Genomic DNA, 20,938 nt, shown 5'->3' on the forward strand with positions numbered 1-20,938 from the left:
ATTAAAACAAGCCTTTGCCATTGCTAAATCAGGATTAATATATGATGATTCTTATAAAAGTACTTTAGTGAAAAATTAATGAGTTTTTACTTGTTTTTTACCACAGTACTTTGTTGCCAAACGTATTATTTAAGAAATCCAAGTTCCTTTTATTTTGTCAATTACCCACTTTCCGTTCACATCCTTTTTAATGAAAATACGACATCCAGTTCCATTGAGCCTACCTCTTACAAGTCCAACATTAAACACTCCGAAGGACTTATTTTTATCGAATAGAATTCTATTAAATCCAATTGATGCATCTAAATAGAAATCATAATTAGTTGTCCAAAATTCACGTCCTTTTGGGAATTCCGCTTGGGATTTAAATTTAAGCTTATCATTATTGGTGTTCAGTTTATTTAGGTCAACTTTAAATCCTTTTTCCAAATCAAAACCTTTTGAATCTATGCTTAAGTTTTGTTTTTTAAAATGTTTTATTAATTCGTACATATCTTCTCTTTCAAACTGATTTATTGAATCAGATATTGCAAGAAAAATTGAAGTAGTATCTTGTTTAATTGAGTCTCTTTTGTTTTCCCAGTCAATTTTTCTTTTTTTGTATTCATCTGACTTTTCCCAATTGTCGTATGCTTTTTTGAAGTCACTTTTGACATCGTAACCTCTTTTTTCAAGAAAATCAGGTGGAGGTGGTGGAGGCGGAATTAGCCGCCAGTCATAATAGATGGAATCTATGACGGCAGGAAATACTTCATAAAAAACAGCTTGCTCAAATTCAATTCCGGACAGTGTTTTTTCTTGATTGCAATTCCAGAGTAATGGAGCTGTAATAAAAAGTGTAATTACTAATCCAAGCGATTTTTTCATATGTTTGGCAACAATTGTATAAACGTATTGCGTTTATATCCGTTATGGCTCTAAATATAATAATTTTTTTGAAAATTTAATAAAAACCCTTATAATTATTGATTTTCTGCATAGGTGTACTAAAAAATTATCCGTTACTTAACCGTTAAGTAACGGATAAATTAAACTTAAAAAAAGAAAATCTAATATTATAACCTGCCTTCCTTTTTACGTCTGTTGCGTTCTTTTTTTAATAAACTTAACTCTCGGCTGGTTTGCCCTGCTACCGAAGTGTTTTCTTCTGCTCTTCGTATCAAATAAGGCATCACTTCTCTAACAGCTCCATAGGGTAAATATTTTGAAACATTATAACCTTCTTTTGCAAGATTGTATGTAATATGGTCGCTCATACCATATAACTGACCAAACCAAATGGTGTTATCATTTTTTTTTAGTCCTTTTTTGGTAGCCAATTCTATTGCTTTTAAAGTACTTAATTCGTTATGTGTACCTGCATATAATGACAAATTTTTACCTGTAAGCATATATTCAATACCAGCATCATAATTACTGTCTGTTGCTTGTTTATCGGCACAAATTGGTGATGGATATCCTTTTTCTTCTGCTCTTTCTCGCTCTTTTTCCATATAGGCTCCTCGTACTAATTTCATACCTATATAATATCCTTTTGCTAACGCTCTCTCATGTATTTGTTTTAAATAGTCAAGTCTATCCCATCTATACATTTGTAATGTACTATAAACAATAGCCTTTTTTGTATTGTATTTTTCCATTAAAGACTCTATTAAATTATCAGCAGCATCTTGCATCCAACTTTCTTCTGCATCAATTAATAAACATACATCTTTATCATAAGCTGCTTTACATGCAGTCTCAAAACGAGCAACTACCCGTTGCCAATCTTTTTGTTCTTCTGCGGTAAACGTTTCGCCAGCTGTTAATTTTTGATATAACTTAAACCTACCAAAACCTGTAGGTTTAAAAACCGCAAATGGAATACTAGATTTTTCTTTAGCAAAATTTATATTTTGTAGCGTTTTTTCTAAAGCCAAATCAAATTGATTTTCTGTCTCTTTACCTTCAACAGAATAATCCAATACAGAATGGACATTAAAATCATACATTTTGTCTATTACAGACAAACAATCTTCTTCTGTTACTCCTCCACAAAAGTGATCAAAAACAGAGGCTCTAATTAGTTGTTCTACTGGCAAATGTGCTTTTAAAGCAAAGTTAGTTACTGCTGTACCAATTCTTACCAATGGTTCACTTTTTATTAATTTAAATAAAAAGTAGGCACGCTCTAATTCTGAATCGGTTTTTAAAGCAAATGCCGTTTTTGTATCTTCAAATATATTGTTCATTAGTATTATTACTTTTCACAAATATAGAAAGAAGTTCGTTTTAGTAATTTAATTTTCAATAAATTCGCAAATATTTTTTATACCGTATGAAACCAATTAAATCTACTGATTATTCTATCTATTTTAATGCAGATGCTTATCAAAATTTAAACAGCTATATCTTTAATAATAAAATAGATACAATTTTTGTGTTGGCTGACGAAAACACTAATACATATTGTTTACCTATATTTAAAACTAAAATTTCTAAAGATATTTCAGTTAAAACCATATTGATAAAATCTGGCGAAATAAATAAAAATATTACTACCTGTGTTAACGTTTGGAAAAAATTAACTGAGCTAGAAGCTGATCGAAAAAGTTTAGTTATAAATATTGGTGGTGGTATGGTAACAGACCTTGGTGGTTTTGTTGCTTCTACTTTTAAAAGAGGCATAAAATTTATAAATATTCCTACTACTTTACTAAGCATGGTTGATGCCTCTGTTGGCAGTAAAACTGGTGTCGATTTAGACAATTTAAAAAATCTTGTTGGTTTATTTTCTAATCCTGAAATGGTATTGATAGATACTTCATATTTAAAAACGCTACCAGAACGAGAATTAAAATCAGGCGTAGCAGAAATTATTAAATATGGAGTAACCTTTGATGCTGAGTTATTGGATAAAATTGAACATGATAAATGGAAAAATAGTGAAGATTTAGATGCTATTATTTATCAATCAATCCAAATTAAAAATAAAGTAGTTTTAGAAGATTACAAAGAAACTGGTTTACGTAAAGTACTTAATTACGGACATACCGTTGGACATGCTATAGAATCTTATTATTTAGATCATCCAGATTTAAAACGATTATTACATGGTGAAGCTATTGCCATTGGTATGGTGGTTGAAGGTTATATTTCTAATCAACAATATGGGTTCCCTCAAAATAAATTAGAAACTCTAAAGCAATATATTTTAAAAACTTACGGAAAAGTAACTATTGATAAAAAACACTATGCTTCAATTTTAGAATTGATGAAACATGATAAAAAAAATATAAAAGGAACTGTTCGTTATATTTTATTAAAAGATATTGCCGATTTTATTATTGATGGAGAAGCAAGTTTAGCTTCTGTAATTGAAGGATTAGAATATTATAGTAAATAATAATGTAATGTGTTTACTAGTGCTTTATAACTATTTATAGTAATGCTTTTTGTAAAATAGAAAATATAACAATTATATAATGAAACAAATAATTACAACTTCAAAAGCACCTGCTCCGATAGGTCCTTACAACCAAGCAGTAATGGTTGGTAATATGCTTTTTACTTCCGGACAAATTGCGTTTAATCCTGAAACCGGAAACTTAATTTTAGAAGATATTCAGACAGAAACCAAACAGGTAATGGAAAACCTTAAAGCTGTATTGGCTGAAGCCGATATGACTTTTGAAAATGTAGTAAAATCATCTATATTTATTTCAGATATGGATAATTTTTCTAAAATAAATGAAATTTATGGTTCGTATTTTAACGATAATACTGCACCAGCAAGAGAAACCGTTCAAGTAGCTCGTTTACCTAAAGATGTAAATGTAGAAATTTCAGTAATCGCTGTTAAATAGCACTAATTAATAAATTAGCTGTAGCAGGATTTGTTGCTAAAGGTACATCATGAACATCACACAGTCTCATTAACATTAATACATCTGGTTCATGAGGATGTTTTTCTAACGGATCTCTAAAAAATAATACCATATTGCATTTGCCTTCTGCCACTCTGGCCGCTATTTGAGCATCACCACCAAGTGGACCAGAAAGTAATCTTTGCACTTCAAATCCTGCTTTCTCAACTTTTTCTCCAGTAGTACCTGTAGAAATGAGTGTAATATTTTTTATTTCTAAAATTTCTCTATGTTCATTTAAAAACTGAACCATTTCAGCTTTTTTACCATCATGTGCTATTAAAGCAATTTCCATAATTAGTTACTATTTATTAGACGACGAAACTATAAAAATAAAAAATCTAATAGATTAAGAAATTATTAAGTCGTAATATTATTTTATATTTTTTGCATGGTAATGAACCAAACCTTCAATAGGTCTTCTTACAAAATTACCAACTCTAAATCCCATTTCTTTTGCTACTTCTTTTATTTGTTCTTGTCCATAATACGCAATAGATCCTGCAAAATGTACAGGTACAGTTTTTAATTCTTCTTTAAACTGCATTATCATATTTTCAGCAAAAATTCGTACTCCTTTTTTAATTAAATCCGTACAGTACGAATTGTCTTTGTTTAAAAATAAAAACTCTGCAAAATTAGCTAAATATGCATTCGGATTTGGTTGTTTGTATAAATTATACTTTATAAAATCTTCATCCATATTATATCGCTCTGCCATAGATACTCTAAGATTTTCTGGCATATGTTTAAAGAAATAATCTCTTATTAATTGTTTACCAAAATAATTTCCACTGGCATCATCCATTAAAATATATCCTAGAGATTTTACGCGTTGATCTATTTTTTCACCATCATAATACGTACAATTAGAACCTGTACCTAAAATACAAACTACGGCAGGCTCATTATTATCAATTGCCGAGTAAATGGCCGCTAATGTATCTTCAGCTACAGTAACTTCTGCATTCGGAAATATTTTTTCCAATACTCGCTTTAACGCCATACTGGGTTCTTCAGTACCACAACCAGCTCCATAAAAATAAATATGATCTACCTCTTTTTTATGTTCCATTAGCTTGTCGCTTTCCTGAATTCTCCCCATCAATTCTCCAGGTGTTAAAATGGCAGGATTTAATCCTTTTGTTCTTACTTTTTCAAACAGTTGTATTCCGTTATCATCTATGGTTATCCAGTCACATTTAGTTGAACCGCTATCTGTAATTATCGTCATAATAAATTAAATTAAAAAGTAAAAGTAATCAACTTAATCAAAAAAAAAGATGATAAACGTCATAATATTTTACAAATTTCTTTTTTTTTTAAACTGTTAATATTACGGTTCATAACTAATTTAAAAAATGAAAATATAATGCTTTGTAAATCATACTTTTGCTATACAAATTAAAATTATAACAACTCCTTTTTCCCCTATAAAAGTCTTAAAAAAATTTTAGGGCTTTTTTTTATTTGTAATTTAAATTTATTTAATCGTAGTTTTAAAATCTTTATAAAGGTTATTGTGCTTGAAAAACATTAACTTATATTAGCCCAAATGGCTTTTCCTCTTGTTACTTCTTGATAGGCTCTTTTAATATTTCTATGCTTTTCATCAATTAAATTAGGATCTTTTTTTAGAATTTTAAATGCCATTTCTCTCGCTTTTTTTAAAATAATTGAATCTTTTACTATGTCTGCAATTCTTAAATTTAATACTCCACTTTGTTGTGTGCCCATTAAATCTCCAGGACCTCTCAATTTTAAATCTACTTCGGCAATTTCAAAACCATCATTGGTTTTTACCATGGTTTCCATTCTTGTTTTGGCCTCACTCGTTAATTTAAAACTAGTCATTAAAATACAATAACTTTGCTCAGCACCACGGCCTACCCTACCTCTAAGCTGGTGTAACTGAGAAAGCCCAAAACGCTCTGCACTTTCAATTACCATTACACTAGCATTAGGCACATTAACCCCAACTTCAATAACCGTTGTGGCTACCATAATTTGAGTTTCTCCTTTAAAAAATCTATCCATCTCATAATCCTTATCAGCCGCTTTCATTTGCCCATGTACAATACTTATTTGATACTGCGGATTTGGAAACTCTCTAGAAATACTTTCATAACCATCCATTAAGTCTTTAAAATCTAATTTTTGTGATTCTTGTATTAATGGATAAACAACATAAACCTGTCTCCCTTTGGCAATTTCTTCTTTCATAAATTTAAACACACTCAGCCTATTACTGTCATAGCGATGTGCTGTAACAATTTGTTTTCTGCCTGGCGGCATCTCGTCAATTACAGAAACATCTAAATCGCCATAAACACTCATAGCTAACGTTCTAGGAATTGGAGTTGCCGTCATTACAAGAATGTGTGGTGGTACCGGCGGAACGCCTTCAGCTGCCCCAACAGGACTTTTCATCCACATTTTTGCCCGTTGTGCTACTCCAAACCGATGTTGTTCATCTATAATAGCTAACCCTAAATTTTTAAATTGTACTTTATCTTCAAATAATGCATGTGTACCAATCAATATATCTAAAGAACCGTCTTCTAAAACTTCATGAATAATTCTTCGCTCTTTTGTTTTGGTTGATCCTGTAAGTAATTTCACCTGAATATCCATACCTGATAACAACTCTGAAACGGCCGTAAAATGTTGATTTGCTAATATTTCTGTCGGAGCTATTAATGCCGTTTGAAATCCATTATCAATAGCAATTAACATCGTTAACAAAGCAACAATAGTTTTTCCTGAACCCACATCGCCTTGTAACAAACGATTCATTTGTGCTCCAGTACTCATATCTCTACGCAATTCTTTTACAACTCTTTTTTGTGCATTGGTTAATTCAAAAGGCAAGTGGTTTTTATAAAATGTATTAAAAACAGTACCTATGGTATCAAAAACAAAACCTTTTATTTTGGTTTTATGAATCATATTTTTCCGAATCAACTGAAGTTGAATAAAAAATAATTCTTCAAACTTTAAACGTTGTTGGGCTCGAGTTAAAAGACGTTGATTTTGTGGAAAATGAATATTAAATAAAGCTTCACTTTTAGATAATAAATTCAATTCTTTTATTACATCTTCTGATAGCGTTTCCTGAAATTTATTTCCTACTTCTAAAAATAAATTCTGCATTATTTTAGCCACTACCCTATTGGTTATTCCTTTTTTGGATAATAGCTCCGTAGATGGATATACCGGTTGCATAGCAGATTGCAAACTTTTTTTATAATCCTTTACTAATTCTAATTCAGGATGTGGCATACTAAAAGTACCATTAAACCAATTTACTTTTCCAAAAGCCACATAAGGCGTGTTGATTTTTAGCGATTCTTTTATCCATTTAACACCCTTAAACCAGACCAATTCCATACTACCAGTGTCATCTGAAAAAGTAGCTACAAGGCGACTTCCTCTTTTCTGCTGTACTGTTTTTATATTAGTTATTTTACCCACTACTTGTACTTCTGCTGAATTTTGCAAAAGGCCATTCACCTTAAAAAACTGAGTACGATCGATGTATCTGTTTGGAAAAAAATGCAAAAGATCTGACATCGTTCTAATTCCAAGTTCTTTACGTAATATATCTGCTCTTGCAGATCCAACACCTTTTAGGTATTCTATAGAAGTATGTAAATTAGTAAAAGCCAAAAATTTGTTTTAACAACGAAGATAGTAATTTGAATAGTTTTAACGAATATGATTTTTCTATATTTGGAAACATTATTAATAGTCAATAAAATTTTGAAACTAAAAATTCCTCCAGCATTACAATTTTTAATAATTGCCGCACTTATGTACGGAGTAAGCCAATCTTTTGGCAAACAATTTACTTTTCCATTTCAATATGTTTTTGCCTGGTTGTTTTTTATTTTAGGTGTAATTGTTGGATTAATTTCGGTGTTATTATTCAAAACAGTAAACACTTCAATTGACCCATTACATCCTTTAAAAGCTTCTAAACTAATTACTACAAACATATATAGATATACTAGAAATCCGATGTGTTTAGGATTATTACTAATTTTAATTGGGTTGTTTATAATCTTTGGAAACTACTATAATTTAATACTGTTAATTCTATTTGTTTGGTATATTACCACTTTTCAAATAAAACTAGAAGAACAAATACTACACAAAATTTTTGGAGAAAATTTTACTATTTATTGTAAAAAAACACGTCGATGGATATGACACCTGAAGCCCTTAAAGAATTTTTAGACATAAAAGTTGAAACCTACAATAACCCTAAATTTATTGAGTCAGACCCAATTCAAATTCCACATCGTTATTCAACCAAAGAAGATATTGAAATTGCTGGTTTTTTAACTGCAACTATAGCATGGGGAAATAGAAAAATGATTATTAATAATGCCAATAAAATGATGGAATTATTAGATAATAGTCCCTACGATTTTATTATAAATCATAAAAAGAAGGAATTAAAACCTTTAGAAAATTTTGTTCATAGAACTTTTAATGGTTCAGATTTTACCTATTTTATTATAGCATTACAACATATTTACAAAAATTATGGAGGCTTAGAGTCCATATTTTTAAACCACATTAAAAATAATTCAACCCAAAATGCCATCCACCATTTAAAAAAAGTATTTTTTGAATTGAATCACTTGCCAAGAACACAAAAACACATTTCAGATCCATTAAAAGGTTCTGCTGCAAAACGTATTAATATGTTTTTACGTTGGATGGTGAGAGATGACAATGCTGGTGTAGATTTTGGCATCTGGAAATCTATTTCTTCTGCTGTACTTTCTTGTCCTTTAGATGTACATTCTGGTAATGTTGCTAGAAAATTAGAACTATTAACGAGAAAGCAAAATGATGCTAAAGCCTTGGCTGAACTTGATACAAATTTACGAAAGCTAGACTCAAAAGATCCAGTAAAATATGATTTTGCTTTATTCGGTTTGGGAGTGTTTGAAAAGTTTTAGTCTTTATACACATGCTAACTGACAGTATTATTAGTTACATTTGCAACTTCAAATTAATAGTTAATGCGTTTACACAGAAATTTAGTCCTAGCAGTTATAGACTCGCTCAATTATATATACAATGACGGCTTGTACGCCGATAAAGTTGTAGAAAAAACCTTAAAAAGAGATTCTCGTTGGGGTGCTCGTGATAGAGCTTTTATTGCAGAAACAGTATATGATTGTGTTCGTTGGAAACGATTATACAACGAAATTGCGGGTACAAAAAATCATTTTACTCAAGAAAATTTATGGAAAATATTTACAGTTTGGGCTACTTTAAAAGGCATTACCTTACCAGATTGGAAGCAATTTGAAGGTACTCCTGTTCGTCGTTTAAAAGGTAAGTTTGATGAATTTCAAAGCAATCGTGCTATTCGTGAATCTATTCCTGATTGGTTAGATGTCTTAGGAGAAAAAGAACTTGGAAAGCAATGGGATAAAGAAATTTACGCATTAAACCAACAAGCTGATGTTGTTTTAAGAACCAATACCTTAAAAACCAATTCACAAAAATTACACAAACTTTTATTAGAAGAAGAGATTGCTACTGAATCTATTGACGGTTACCCGGATGCTTTAAAATTAACAGAACGTAAAAATGTATTTAGAACAGAGGCTTTTAAAAATGGCTTTTTTGAAGTACAAGATGCTTCGTCACAATTAGTAGCGGCATACCTTGATGTAAAACCAGGAATGCGAGTTGTTGATGCCTGTGCTGGTGCAGGAGGTAAAACTTTACATTTAGCAGCATTAATGGAAAATAAAGGACAAATTATTGCATTAGATATATATGCAAATAAACTTAAAGAACTAAAACGTAGAGCCAAAAGAGCTGGTGCCCATAATATAGAGCCTAGACATATTGATAGTACTAAAGTTATTAAAAAGCTATACAATAAAGCAGATAGAGTATTAATTGATGCTCCTTGTAGTGGATTAGGTGTGCTGAAAAGAAATCCTGATGCAAAATGGAAACTTCAACCTGATTTTATAGAAAACATAAAAAGAACTCAAGCAGAAATTCTTCAAACGTATTCCAAATTTTTAAAAGTAGGTGGCAAATTAGTCTATGCTACGTGTTCTATTTTACCTTCAGAAAATGAAAAACAAGTACAAAACTTTTTAAAAACACATGAGAATTTTAATCTACTTAAAGAGAAAAAAGTTTCACCTGCCAAATCTGGTTATGACGGTTTTTACATGGCTCTTTTAGAAAGAACTGTTTAAATCATTTATTTTTAATAGTTCTTAAATCAATAAGTTAAAGTGACAATAAAATTATTTTTCTGTTTTTTTGATTATTAACACATATCTTAAAGAAAAAAAATACTTATTCTTGTTGCTATACCCTATTATTACAGCTTTAGTTATTCAAAATATAATTCTGAATTTTAATACAATTAAGCTGATATTGGTACGTTTTATGATATAGCTATTTAAAAATCATGATAATACAACCTGTTATGCAATTAAATAAATTATTTTTCCCCATTTTGATGTTGCTTGTTTTTGCAACTCCAATTACTATAGTTTCTGCTCAAAACGATAATGAGTCAAAAGAAGATTATAAAATTACCATCGGTAAATCTATTCATAATAAAAAATTATGGTCACAACCTTATCGTTATGAACAAAAAGTACTACAAACCCTAAGCGTACAGGTTAATATTGAGAAATTACATCATAAAGCTAAAGAATTAGATTTTAATTTATTTGCACTTACCGATGAAGAAAAAAAATGGAGAATTAGACCTGTTGCCATTTATTATTACAGAGCTGATAAAAAAATCTATTTAAAATCTAAGGCTGATAATCGTAATTATGAAGACTTTGAAAATTATCCTTTAGAAAACTATACAAACTTTGAAGCAAAAACATATCGCACCAATATGTTAGGCCTTAAAAAAAAGAAAAAAGAATCTCCATCAGTACAATCTTTAGAAAAAATGAAAATTAGTGGGTCTAAAATCACCTATTACTTAGACTTTCCTGTTCGACCAGTATTCGACTATGGAAAAGTATATTTTAAAGATAAAATAATAGGTTACACTGGGGTTAAAAAATAATAATTACTCAAAATTTTATTGTATTTACTCTTAAAATGTTTAGTACTTTGGAAGTATGAAAGTATTTCTTAATTTTCTATCAGAGAAACTACAAACCTCAATTTTAAATTATAGTTCTGTTTCTGGTGGTGATATTTCTCAAGCCTATGTAATCCATTCAGAAAAACAAGATTATTTTCTAAAAACAAATACAAATACTGAGGCTTTTTTAATGTTTAAGAAAGAGAAAATTGGGTTAACTGAACTCGCAAACACACAAACTATAAAAACTCCTAAACCAATTGATTGTGGCAAATTTGAGCAATTTGCTTACCTTTTAATGGAGTACATACCTACTAAGCAACCATCTCATAACGATTTTGAAAAATTAGGAACCCAATTGGCTAAATTACACAGTATTATTTCTAATAAATATGGTTATGCTACAGATAATTATATTGGAAGTTTACCACAGCCAAATAAAAAACACAACCATTGGGCTACATTTTATACTACACAACGATTGTATACTCAGTTTGATTTGGCTTTAGAGAAAAACTTATTAAAACCTGACGAAGTTCCAACTAAAGAACACCTAATTAACATTATAAATACTTTTTGTAAAAAAGCACAGCCTACATTATTACATGGAGATCTCTGGTCTGGCAATTTTCTAATCTCAACGGGCGGCGAACCTTATCTGATAGATCCGGCAATATATTATGGACATAATGAAGTTGACATAGCTATGACTCAATTGTTTGGAGGTTTTCCTCCTTCTTTTTATAAGGCATATCACGCTATACTACCTAAATCTGAAAATTATAAAGATTGTATTCAATTGTATCAATTGTACTATTTGCTTGTCCATTTAAACCTTTTTGGAAATTCTTACTACCCTTCTGTAAAGTCTATTTTAAAAAACTATTTTTAAACCTAAAACAATTCTAATAGTACTTAATTATACTTCATAAAAAAGTTCACTAAGAAACTATTTTATTTTTTCTTAGTGAACTTTATATTCATTAGTTTATCGTTATTCTTTTAATTAATCATTCTCATAAACTCCATTCGCACCAATACCTGCATTAAATGTAGTTAACAAATCTCCATTAAGGTCGTATACCTTTACCTCAGAATTTTCAGAAAATCCTTTCACATCAGTATAAAATAATTTATTGTCAATTACATTAAAACCATAGCCGATATACCACGATGCATCTTCAACTTGAGTATCTACAAGTTCTGTATTAGCAAGAGAAGTAACATCTTTGTTATATTTAAATATTTTAGATCCTGATAAAAAATAAATATAATTATCATCTACTTCCAGTTTGCTTGCCATTAAAAGTCCATCTTCAAAAGGAACTTCACCGATTACTTCATTTGTTGCTGTATTTACTTTTGTAATTCCTGCACTATGCAACGCATACAAAATATCATCTTCAACTTCTATAGAATTTAAACCGTCTCCAACAGTAATTGTTTTTACTACAGTATCACTTTGAGTATTTATTACTGTAATTTCATTTCCAAACCCAAAACTAGCATTCATTACATATAATAAGTCATTTTCTTCAACAATTTCTTCAACAGTTTTATCGATATCAATTGAGTTAATATATGCAAAAGTATTAGCATCAAAAACCTCTACTGAATTTGTGCCACTATTGGTTACATACAGTTTTCCATTTTCCACAACTGCATATCTTGGTAGTTGTAAATTTTCTGTAATGGTAGCAACACTTTCAAAAGTATATCTATTTACAACTTCAATTTTATTACTGTTGTTTACCACAATAAAACCATAATCATCTTCAAAGGTTATATATTGCACTACATCACCAAGAGTAGTAGAATTTACACTTTGAAATATTTCATTGTTTTCTTGTAGCAAATTATCATCTATAAAAGTTACAGATCCGTTAGGAGTTCCAAAATTACCTTCGTTAACAACAAAATAACCATTTTCATAATCGCCTTTAGGCATTACAGGATCTTGATCATCTGAATCACATGAAGTAAATCCTAAAAGAATTACGAAACAAAGTGTGCTTAATTTAATAAATTGTTTAATCATTTTTACTAGAGTTTTAAAGTTAAATTAATATGATAGTTTATACCTGGCATAGGTCTGTATGCCATGGTTTTATAATTACTATTAAAAAGGTTATTAATGCCAGAACCAACAATCCAATTGTACTTTTTACCAAATATATAGCTTGCCGATAAATTGGTCAATAAAAAATCATCCAATACTGTATTTGGATTATTATCGGTATGCGTAAAAACTTCACCCGTATATATGGTGTTTAAACTTGTTGAAAATCTCTTAATCTTATAATTTAGTCCTAATGTAGCTTTATGATAAGGCACATATATTAACTGGTAATCGGTCTCTTTATTTTTTGAAACTGTATAGCTATACAACCCATTTATTTTTAAGTTATGATTGTTAAGTTTTACAGCAAATTGCATATAAGTTTCTATACCATAAGAAGCAACACTATTGGTATTTATAGGTTGCCATAAATCACCAGAATAGGGCAACCAACGAATTAAATCGTCAATATTATTATAAAAAGCTGTCAGGTTAAATTTAAATTTGTCAAATACAAATTCATTAGAAAGTTCATATTGCAAAGATGATTCTGCTTTTAAATCGGGGTTTTCTGCTCCTGGCCAATACAAATCATTAAAAGTTGGAATTCTATAATTTCTAGATATAGATGTTTTTAAGGCATATTCTGGAAAGGCTTGCCAACTCGTACCAATAGAGAATAATATAGGACTCTTAAAATTTTCATTCAATTCTGCCCGCAACGTTGCTTGATAAGTAAAATTTCTAGCCAATTTATGTTTTAAATAAACATTAGCACTTCCCGTATTTCTTTTTACATTATCGTAATTTGTTCCTGTTGCCGTTGCAAAACTATACTCACCTCCTATATTTAATATAACTTTTTTAAATTGTTTTTGATAATTATAATTGGCTATATATGTAAATCCATTTCCGTTATTTGAACCTTCTTTAGTCCCTAATTGCGGATAAAATCGATACTTTTCATTTAATAATGCTAACTTTATAACAGATTTAGTATTTCCTGAGCTATAGTCATATTCAGCTAATAATCGTAAATATTCATCATCAAACTTATTACGTGTTTGCGTAGTTTCTACAATTGACAAATGCCTTTTACTTGAAAACCAACTCGAATATAGTTTAAAGGTATTTTTAGCATTTGGTTTGTACACACCATTTAGAGATGCATTTATATTATAAAATTGCCCATTCTCGTTATGATTCTCAGAGTTTAGATATTTATAATCATTATCAGAATCTAAATAACTTAGCCCTATTTCTAAATTGGTTTTCTTTCCTGAAATATTGTGGTTTGTACTTATATTTCTGGTGTTAAAACTACCAAAGGAAGTGTAAAGTTTATGGCTATTTTCTTGGTCAACCTCTAATGTATTATTTAAATAAACTACACCACCGATAGCTCCTGTACCAAACTGTGAGCTTCCTCCACCGGGCCGCACTAATACTTCTGAAACGTTTTGTGTGTTAATTAAATTAAAATCCGTTTGCCCTAAAAATGTAGAATTAATATTTATTCCATTCCAAACTACAGCTGTTTGTTGAGCTGTAGTACCTCTAAATGATGCTGAAGATACCATTCCCAATCCATTTTCTTTGAAATAAATAGGAGTTTCAAATTGTAAAACTTCAATTAATTGTGGGCGGTAATTATTTAATACCGCTTTATTTATTTTTAAAATTGGTTGTCCTACAGATTTATCTTCGAGTTTTTCTGCAATTAAAAAAATAGTATCCAACACATTGACCTGCCCTAATTGAGAATAACTATAAAACCCAGATAATAATAAAAAGAAAGTGATAAAATATCTCATAATTCTGTTTATCCCGAACAGGTAATTTGTTTATAAATTTTTATTGTAATTGGCAGGTTTCCTGGCTTGCGTCTTATTGTGAACCTTCCCATTTTGAAACAATCAAAACAGTGGTAAGTAGTTATTTACAATAAGCATCTCTAAAAAAAGAGACTAAGCGTACAGTTGCGGGAACAGCTTCTGATTTTAACAGAATTCCCTTTTAATTTCACTATTTGTTACTAAAAAATAGTGTAAAACCAATACAAGGCAAAGATACCTTAATAAGGTATAAGTACAAAGAATAAAAACATAAAAAATAAGAAAATAAAATACCAAAAAACTATAGAAAAATTAGGATTCTATAAATCATAAAACACTATTATTATTGTGCTCTCAGAGTCGAACACTATTTGATAACTACAACCTTGTTTTGATTTAAAAACTATGGCATATAAAAAACTAATTCAATAATTTTTTACCTACCAACACACCAGTTACTCCCCAATGGCTAAAGCTACCTCCTTCGTCTTCACCTTGATCTATAATTACCTGAATGGTATGTTTACCCGGTTTTAAATTATTTAAAGGTATAAAATAAGGTGGTGTAGGTGTACCTGGACACCAGTTAGATCGACTTAAATCGCTTGATGACAATCCATTTCCAAAATTACCTGAAGCAGGATTGGAAAATCTATAAGTTGCACAATCTGTTCTCCATGGAACTATTTTAAAAACTTCTTCACCATCAATTAAAATCCGATTTAGTTTAGGTACAAATTCATCTCCTCTTCCCCATCCTCCATGACCTGTAGTAGTATAAAGCAATTGTAAATCTTTTATATGATCATCAACTTCAAAATCAACAGTAAGCGTATCTGTTTTAAAAAGTCGTCCATAATTTTGACCAGACATTTCTAAAGTATTGACAGTAGAAAATAATGGATTTATATATTTTATTGTATTTGCTTCTTCATGACCAAATGAAGGATAAAAATCTAATTCAAGACTTACTTTATGTCCATTTTTAGCATAATTTCCAATAAAAACACCTACCCAAACCTCATCAACATCGTTAGGTATTAAAGAGGTAACCTCTTGTTTGTATCTTACATCTTCTGCCCAATCATAATTATTAATAACTCGCTTATCATTAAAATGCCCCGCTCCAAATGAGGTAAAAAATCGCATCAATTCTACTGGAGGATTATAATTCTCGGTTTTTACAATTCCTTGATATTTCTGGCCTAAATTATCGGTATATACAGGTAATTGATCTAATCCTTTTAGATACGCATCCATTACTGATTTTTGATTATTCTCTGGAATAATAAAAACAGAACCAGTACGGTCATAGGCATCTCCATCTGAACGACATTGCAACGTTACAAATACATTACCACTATTTTTTAACTCTGGTGTTAATTTTATTTTTTTCATAATTACAGAACCAACACTCAAACGGTATGTTTTGTCAATTTTAAGATTAGCAGTATCAGGTGCTTTAATACTACCATCAAAATTTACCGTTTCATTCTCAAAAATTGGAACTTTTATAAAACGAGAATTAATTTTAATCTCTTCAAATTCTGGTCCAGTAACAGCTTGTGCCTTATCTGCAAGATAGTTTCTAGGTTCAGCTTTTTTAATTTTATCAATAGCACTAGCTAACGAAGTTCTATTCCCATTTCTAACCATTTTTAAAACCAAGGCATTTTTAGTAGGTAAAAAAATTGCACTCGGAGAACCTTTTACTTTTGCTTCTTCAGTAAACCAAACTTCTATAGTATTAGAAAAATAGGTATATTTTGCATACTTACATTTATAGCCCAAAATAGTTTCTGTTTTATCTTGAAAAATTGGTTTAGGCAAGCTATCAAAAGAAGTAACTTCTTTATAAATATTACCTTTATATTCTATAGTATTTACCACCTCTTCCGTATTGTAATTTACAAATTGTTGTATGTTATCATTAGCATTAGATAGAAATAAAATTTGGTCTTGATACGTAACTATAGTTTTTCTATCACTCTTTTTACCATTTGAAATATTCTCATAAGTAATCGTATACGTTTTAATATTTTTTTGCGAATAAACAACGTAAGGAATAATTAAAAATAAGGTATAGATTATATTTTTCATGAGATGCGAATTGGATTGTATTGAATATTTATTATATCTACAACAAATGTAAAGGCATTCTTAAAAAATATAAACAAATAACCTGTTGAGATACTAACAAAAACTTGTTAAAAACATTTAAACAAATTACAGAATTGGAAAACAAACTAACACATTAAAAAACGTATTTTTACGGCTCACAAAAACCGATGTAATGATCTATTTTTTTGGAAAACCACAAACTAAAGTATTTGCCGTACAAGCAACAAACAATTTATCTAAAGAAGCCATAGCCAAACTTACTTGGTTATTTGGTAATAATACCATGTTACAACAGGCTACTATTAATGCTTTTTTTATTGGACCTCGTGCCGCAATGATTACTCCTTGGAGTACAAATGCTGTTGAAATTACTCAAAATATGGGTATTGAAGGTATTATTAGGATAGAAGAATTTAAAGCTGTAGAAGATAGTTTTACTGATTTTGACCCCATGCTTTTTCAAAAGTATAAGGAATTAAATCAGCAAATTTTTGACATCCATATACAACCAGAAGAAATATTAGAAATTGATGATATTGCAGCTTATAATTTACAAGAAGGATTATCTTTAAGTGAGGATGAAATAGAATATCTAGAAAAATTGTCAGCAAAATTACTTAAAGAATCAGGAAGAAAATTAACCGATTCTGAAGTTTTCGGTTTCTCACAAGTCAATAGTGAACATTGTCGCCATAAAATATTTAATGGTTCTTTTGTGATTGATGGTAAAGAAAAACCATCCTCATTGTTTAAATTGATTAAAAAAACATCAGAAACGCATCCTAATGATATTGTTTCAGCTTATAAAGACAATGTTGCTTTTATAAAGGGTCCTAAAGTAGAACAATTTGCTCCTAAAACAGCTGACAAGCCTGACTTTTATGAGGTAAAAGATTTTGATTCTGTAATTTCATTAAAAGCAGAAACTCATAATTTCCCTACAACCGTAGAGCCTTTCAATGGAGCTGCAACAGGATCAGGTGGTGAAATTAGAGATAGATTAGCTGGAGGAAAAGGCTCGTTACCCTTAGCGGGAACTGCTGTTTATATGACCTCCTATTCTCGATTAGAAGAAAACCGACCTTGGGAAAAAGCAATGCCTGCTCGTCAATGGTTATATCAAACACCTATTGATATTTTAATTAAAGCTTCTAATGGTGCTTCTGATTTTGGTAATAAATTTGGTCAACCTTTAATTTGTGGTTCTATATTAACCTTTGAACATGAAGAGCATTCTAGAAAACTAGGATATGACAAAGTGATTATGCAAGCTGGTGGTATTGGTTACGGAAAAGCTCAACAAGCCATAAAAGAAACTCCAAAAACGGGAGATAAAATTGTGTTACTAGGTGGTGATAATTATAGAATTGGTATGGGTGGTGCCGCAGTTTCCTCTGCTGATACTGGTGAGTTTGAAAGTGGTATTGAACTTAATGCCGTACAGCGTTCAAATCCAGAAATGCAAAAAAGAGCAGCAAATGCCATCAGAGGAATGGTAGAAAGTGACGAAAACCATATTGTTTCCATTCATGACCATGGTGCTGGCGGACACCTGAATTGTTTATCAGAATTAGTAGAAGAAACTGGAGGTATTATTAATTTAGATAACCTCCCTATAGGTGACCCAACCCTATCTGCTAAGGAGATTATTGGAAACGAATCTCAAGAAAGAATGGGATTGGTAATTGGTAAAAAATATTTAGAAAACTTACAACGTATTGCTGACCGCGAACGTTCTCCTATTTATACTGTTGGTGACGTTACTGGCAATCATCGTTTTACTTTTGAATCGAAAACAACTCATAAAAAACCAATGGATTTAGCATTGGCCGATATGTTTGGAAGCTCTCCTAAAACTATAATGAAAGATGTAACTGTTAAACGTACCTATGAAGATTTAACTTACTCTGCTGAAAAGTTTTCTTATTATTTAAAACAAGTATTACAATTAGAAGCGGTTGCCTGTAAAGATTGGTTAACTAATAAAGTAGACCGATGTGTTGGTGGTAAAGTTGCCAAACAACAATGTGCTGGCTCACTTCAATTACCACTTAATAACTGTGCAGTTATGGCTCTGGACTATAAAGGTAAAGAAGGTATTGCAACAAGCATTGGACACTCTCCAATCTCTGGGTTAATTGATCCTATAGCCGGTAGTAGAAATTCCGTGGCAGAAGCCTTAACTAATATTATTTGGGCTCCTTTAAAAGATGGATTAAAAAGTGTTTCACTATCTGCAAATTGGATGTGGCCTTGTAGAAATGAAGGCGAAGATGCACGTTTATATGAAGCTGTTAAAGCTCTTTCAGATTTTGCTATTGAATTGGGTATTAATGTTCCTACAGGTAAAGATTCTTTGTCTATGAAACAAAAATATCCTAATGAAGAAGTAATTTCCCCTGGTACAGTTATTATTTCTGCTGCAGCTCATTGTAATGATATAACCAATGTTATAGAACCAGTTTTTCAACCAAACAAAGGAAATATTTATTATATAAATCTTTCATTAGATAAACACCAGTTAGGAGGTAGTTCTTTTGCTCAAATTTTAAATAAAGTTGGAACCAACACGCCTACAATTAAAAATTCTAAACAGTTTAAAACTATTTTTAATACCATTCAAAACCTAATAAAAAAGGATAAAATTGTAGCAGGACATGATGTTGCTTCAGGAGGATTAATTACTACATTATTAGAAATGTGTTTTGCTGAGAACAATTTAGGTGCAGAAATAGATTTGTCATGCATTGAAGAAAAAGATACTACCAAACTATTATTTTCTGAAAATACTGGAATTGTTTTTCAAGCCAATGATAGCTCTGTAGAAAAAATATTAAATGAAGCTTCTATTGAGTTTTATTCTATTGGTAAAGTAAATACTTCAGAAACGTTAAGTATTCAAAACTTAGATGAAAAATTAGTTTTAGACATTGCTGAATTACGTGATGTTTGGTATAAAACTTCTTATTTATTAGACAACCAACAAACCGCTAATGGTTTGGCCGAAGATCGATTTAATAATTATAAAAATCAGCCATTAAAATTTAATTTCCCTAAACATTTTACTGGTAAATTAAAAGATATATCTGTTGAATCAAAACCAACTACAGCTAGACCAAAAGCTGCAATTTTACGTGAAAAAGGAAGTAATTCTGAACGTGAAATGGCTAATGCCATGTACTTAGCAGGCTTTGATGTAAAAGATGTTCATATGACTGATTTAATTTCAGGTAGAGAAACTTTAGAAGACATTCAATTTTTAGGTGCAGTAGGTGGATTTAGCAATTCTGATGTATTAGGTTCTGCTAAAGGTTGGGCTGGTGCTATTAAATATAACGAAAAAGCCAATAAAGTAATCAATAATTTCTTTAAACGAGAAGACACATTATCAGTTGGTATTTGTAATGGTTGTCAATTGTTTATGGAACTAGAAGTTATTAATTCTGACCACGATATTCATGGTAAAATGTTACATAACAACTCTCAAAAACATGAAAGTTCTTTTACTTCTGTAAAAATTCAAGAAAATAACTCAGTAATGTTATCTTCATTAGCGGGCTCTACTTTAGGAGTTTGGATTAGTCATGGAGAAGGAAAATTTAACTTACCTATGGCTGAAGAAAATTATGACATTGTTGCAAAATATAGCTATGCAGAATATCCTCATAATCCAAATGGTTCTGATTATAATACCGCTATGTTATGCGATAAAACGGGACGTCATTTGGTAACTATGCCACATATTGAACGTTCAACATTTCAATGGAATTGGGCAAACTATCCGCAAGATAGAAAAGACGAAGTTTCTCCTTGGCTAGAAGCTTTTGTTAATGCTAGAAAGTGGATTGAAAAAAATAGATCTTAATTTGAGCTTATCAATACATTTTATAGTATTTTAATAAAAAACCTCTCTTTA

Annotated in this window: 16 protein-coding genes and 1 riboswitch; of the genes, 8 read left to right on the plus strand and 8 right to left on the minus strand. The window is 30.3% G+C overall.

Annotation, left to right across the window (positions count from 1 at the left end):
- Positions 1 to 129 precede the first annotated feature (129 nt).
- Together EGM88_RS00005 and EGM88_RS00010 are read right to left on the minus strand one after the other, a co-directional pair.
- A complete protein-coding gene (locus EGM88_RS00005; protein ID WP_123895825.1) occupies positions 130 to 867 on the minus strand; it encodes a hypothetical protein in 738 nt (245 codons plus the stop codon).
- Between the two features lie 188 nt (positions 868 to 1,055).
- Positions 1,056 to 2,231, minus strand: coding sequence for a proline dehydrogenase family protein (locus EGM88_RS00010; RefSeq protein ID WP_123895826.1), 1,176 nt, complete (start codon positions 2,229 to 2,231; stop codon positions 1,056 to 1,058).
- 86 nt (positions 2,232 to 2,317) lie between these two features.
- Here EGM88_RS00010 and aroB point away from each other — a divergent pair, with 86 nt between their 5' ends.
- Positions 2,318 to 3,385 carry a 3-dehydroquinate synthase gene (gene aroB / locus EGM88_RS00015; protein WP_123895827.1) on the plus strand — a complete coding sequence of 356 codons (1,068 nt, stop codon included), beginning with the start codon at positions 2,318 to 2,320 and terminating at the stop codon, positions 3,383 to 3,385.
- 79 nt (positions 3,386 to 3,464) lie between these two features.
- Positions 3,465 to 3,845: a RidA family protein gene (locus EGM88_RS00020; protein ID WP_123895828.1), complete on the plus strand. Its 381-nt coding sequence runs from the start codon at positions 3,465 to 3,467 to the stop codon at positions 3,843 to 3,845.
- On the opposite strand, the gene EGM88_RS00025 is transcribed toward EGM88_RS00020, so the two are convergent.
- The 3 genes from EGM88_RS00025 to recG form a co-directional block, all read right to left on the minus strand.
- Complete coding sequence (locus EGM88_RS00025; RefSeq protein ID WP_123895829.1) at positions 3,838 to 4,200, minus strand: methylglyoxal synthase; 363 nt, start codon at positions 4,198 to 4,200, stop codon at positions 3,838 to 3,840. The two genes, EGM88_RS00020 and EGM88_RS00025, sit on opposite strands and share 8 nt — an antisense overlap.
- Before the next feature lie 78 nt (positions 4,201 to 4,278).
- The gene (locus EGM88_RS00030) at positions 4,279 to 5,139 is read right to left on the minus strand and encodes an N-acetylglucosamine kinase (protein ID WP_123895830.1); all 861 of its coding nucleotides are present in this window, start codon (positions 5,137 to 5,139) and stop codon (positions 4,279 to 4,281) included.
- A gap of 302 nt (positions 5,140 to 5,441) precedes the next feature.
- The gene (gene recG / locus EGM88_RS00035; RefSeq protein WP_123895831.1) at positions 5,442 to 7,574 is read right to left on the minus strand and encodes an ATP-dependent DNA helicase RecG; all 2,133 of its coding nucleotides are present in this window, start codon (positions 7,572 to 7,574) and stop codon (positions 5,442 to 5,444) included.
- Between the two features lie 93 nt (positions 7,575 to 7,667).
- Here recG and EGM88_RS00040 point away from each other — a divergent pair, with 93 nt between their 5' ends.
- From EGM88_RS00040 to EGM88_RS00060, 5 genes are all read left to right on the plus strand, one after another.
- Positions 7,668 to 8,117: a methyltransferase family protein gene (locus tag EGM88_RS00040; RefSeq protein WP_162497515.1), complete on the plus strand. Its 450-nt coding sequence runs from the start codon at positions 7,668 to 7,670 to the stop codon at positions 8,115 to 8,117.
- Positions 8,114 to 8,878, plus strand: a complete 765-nt coding sequence (locus EGM88_RS00045; RefSeq protein WP_123895989.1) for a TIGR02757 family protein — start codon at positions 8,114 to 8,116, stop codon at positions 8,876 to 8,878. The genes EGM88_RS00040 and EGM88_RS00045 overlap by 4 nt, the downstream gene beginning before the upstream one ends.
- 63 nt (positions 8,879 to 8,941) lie before the next feature.
- Complete coding sequence (locus EGM88_RS00050; protein WP_123895833.1) at positions 8,942 to 10,147, plus strand: RsmB/NOP family class I SAM-dependent RNA methyltransferase; 1,206 nt, start codon at positions 8,942 to 8,944, stop codon at positions 10,145 to 10,147.
- Positions 10,148 to 10,365: 218 nt separating this feature from the next.
- Positions 10,366 to 10,986: a hypothetical protein gene (locus tag EGM88_RS00055; RefSeq protein WP_123895834.1), complete on the plus strand. Its 621-nt coding sequence runs from the start codon at positions 10,366 to 10,368 to the stop codon at positions 10,984 to 10,986.
- Between the two features lie 55 nt (positions 10,987 to 11,041).
- Positions 11,042 to 11,899: a fructosamine kinase family protein gene (locus EGM88_RS00060; RefSeq protein ID WP_123895835.1), complete on the plus strand. Its 858-nt coding sequence runs from the start codon at positions 11,042 to 11,044 to the stop codon at positions 11,897 to 11,899.
- Positions 11,900 to 12,013: 114 nt separating this feature from the next.
- On the opposite strand, the gene EGM88_RS00065 is transcribed toward EGM88_RS00060, so the two are convergent.
- From EGM88_RS00065 to EGM88_RS00075, 3 genes are all read right to left on the minus strand, one after another.
- A complete protein-coding gene (locus tag EGM88_RS00065; protein ID WP_123895836.1) occupies positions 12,014 to 13,045 on the minus strand; it encodes a YncE family protein in 1,032 nt (343 codons plus the stop codon).
- Between the two features lie 5 nt (positions 13,046 to 13,050).
- Positions 13,051 to 14,880, minus strand: coding sequence for a TonB-dependent receptor plug domain-containing protein (locus EGM88_RS00070; protein ID WP_123895837.1), 1,830 nt, complete (start codon positions 14,878 to 14,880; stop codon positions 13,051 to 13,053).
- Between the two features lie 34 nt (positions 14,881 to 14,914).
- Positions 14,915 to 15,139, minus strand: a riboswitch (cobalamin riboswitch).
- 182 nt (positions 15,140 to 15,321) lie between these two features.
- Positions 15,322 to 17,001 carry a PNGase F N-terminal domain-containing protein gene (locus EGM88_RS00075; protein WP_123895838.1) on the minus strand — a complete coding sequence of 560 codons (1,680 nt, stop codon included), beginning with the start codon at positions 16,999 to 17,001 and terminating at the stop codon, positions 15,322 to 15,324.
- A 193-nt stretch (positions 17,002 to 17,194) separates the two neighbouring features.
- Between EGM88_RS00075 and purL the strand changes: the two genes are divergently transcribed.
- Entirely contained in the window at positions 17,195 to 20,887 is a 3,693-nt protein-coding gene (gene purL, locus EGM88_RS00080) for a phosphoribosylformylglycinamidine synthase (protein ID WP_123895839.1), read from the plus strand.
- Positions 20,888 to 20,938 lie beyond the last annotated feature (51 nt).

It is taken from the genome of Aureibaculum marinum (assembly GCF_003813905.1).
In the GTDB taxonomy this organism is placed as follows: domain Bacteria; phylum Bacteroidota; class Bacteroidia; order Flavobacteriales; family Flavobacteriaceae; genus Aureibaculum; species Aureibaculum marinum.

Bases quoted from the DNA above. Each gene is read 5' to 3' on its own strand.
- EGM88_RS00005 (WP_123895825.1), bottom strand. From the start codon at position 867: ATGAAAAAATCGCTTGGATTAGTAATTACACTTTTTATTACAGCTCCA.
- EGM88_RS00010 (WP_123895826.1), bottom strand. From the start codon at position 2,231: ATGAACAATATATTTGAAGATACAAAAACGGCATTTGCTTTAAAAACC.
- aroB (WP_123895827.1), top strand. From the start codon at position 2,318: ATGAAACCAATTAAATCTACTGATTATTCTATCTATTTTAATGCAGAT.
- EGM88_RS00020 (WP_123895828.1), top strand. From the start codon at position 3,465: ATGAAACAAATAATTACAACTTCAAAAGCACCTGCTCCGATAGGTCCT.
- EGM88_RS00025 (WP_123895829.1), bottom strand. From the start codon at position 4,200: ATGGAAATTGCTTTAATAGCACATGATGGTAAAAAAGCTGAAATGGTT.
- EGM88_RS00030 (WP_123895830.1), bottom strand. From the start codon at position 5,139: ATGACGATAATTACAGATAGCGGTTCAACTAAATGTGACTGGATAACC.
- EGM88_RS00045 (WP_123895989.1), top strand. From the start codon at position 8,114: ATGACACCTGAAGCCCTTAAAGAATTTTTAGACATAAAAGTTGAAACC.
- EGM88_RS00050 (WP_123895833.1), top strand. From the start codon at position 8,942: ATGCGTTTACACAGAAATTTAGTCCTAGCAGTTATAGACTCGCTCAAT.
- EGM88_RS00055 (WP_123895834.1), top strand. From the start codon at position 10,366: ATGATAATACAACCTGTTATGCAATTAAATAAATTATTTTTCCCCATT.
- EGM88_RS00060 (WP_123895835.1), top strand. From the start codon at position 11,042: ATGAAAGTATTTCTTAATTTTCTATCAGAGAAACTACAAACCTCAATT.
- EGM88_RS00065 (WP_123895836.1), bottom strand. From the start codon at position 13,045: ATGATTAAACAATTTATTAAATTAAGCACACTTTGTTTCGTAATTCTT.
- EGM88_RS00070 (WP_123895837.1), bottom strand. From the start codon at position 14,880: ATGAGATATTTTATCACTTTCTTTTTATTATTATCTGGGTTTTATAGT.
- EGM88_RS00075 (WP_123895838.1), bottom strand. From the start codon at position 17,001: ATGAAAAATATAATCTATACCTTATTTTTAATTATTCCTTACGTTGTT.
- purL (WP_123895839.1), top strand. From the start codon at position 17,195: ATGATCTATTTTTTTGGAAAACCACAAACTAAAGTATTTGCCGTACAA.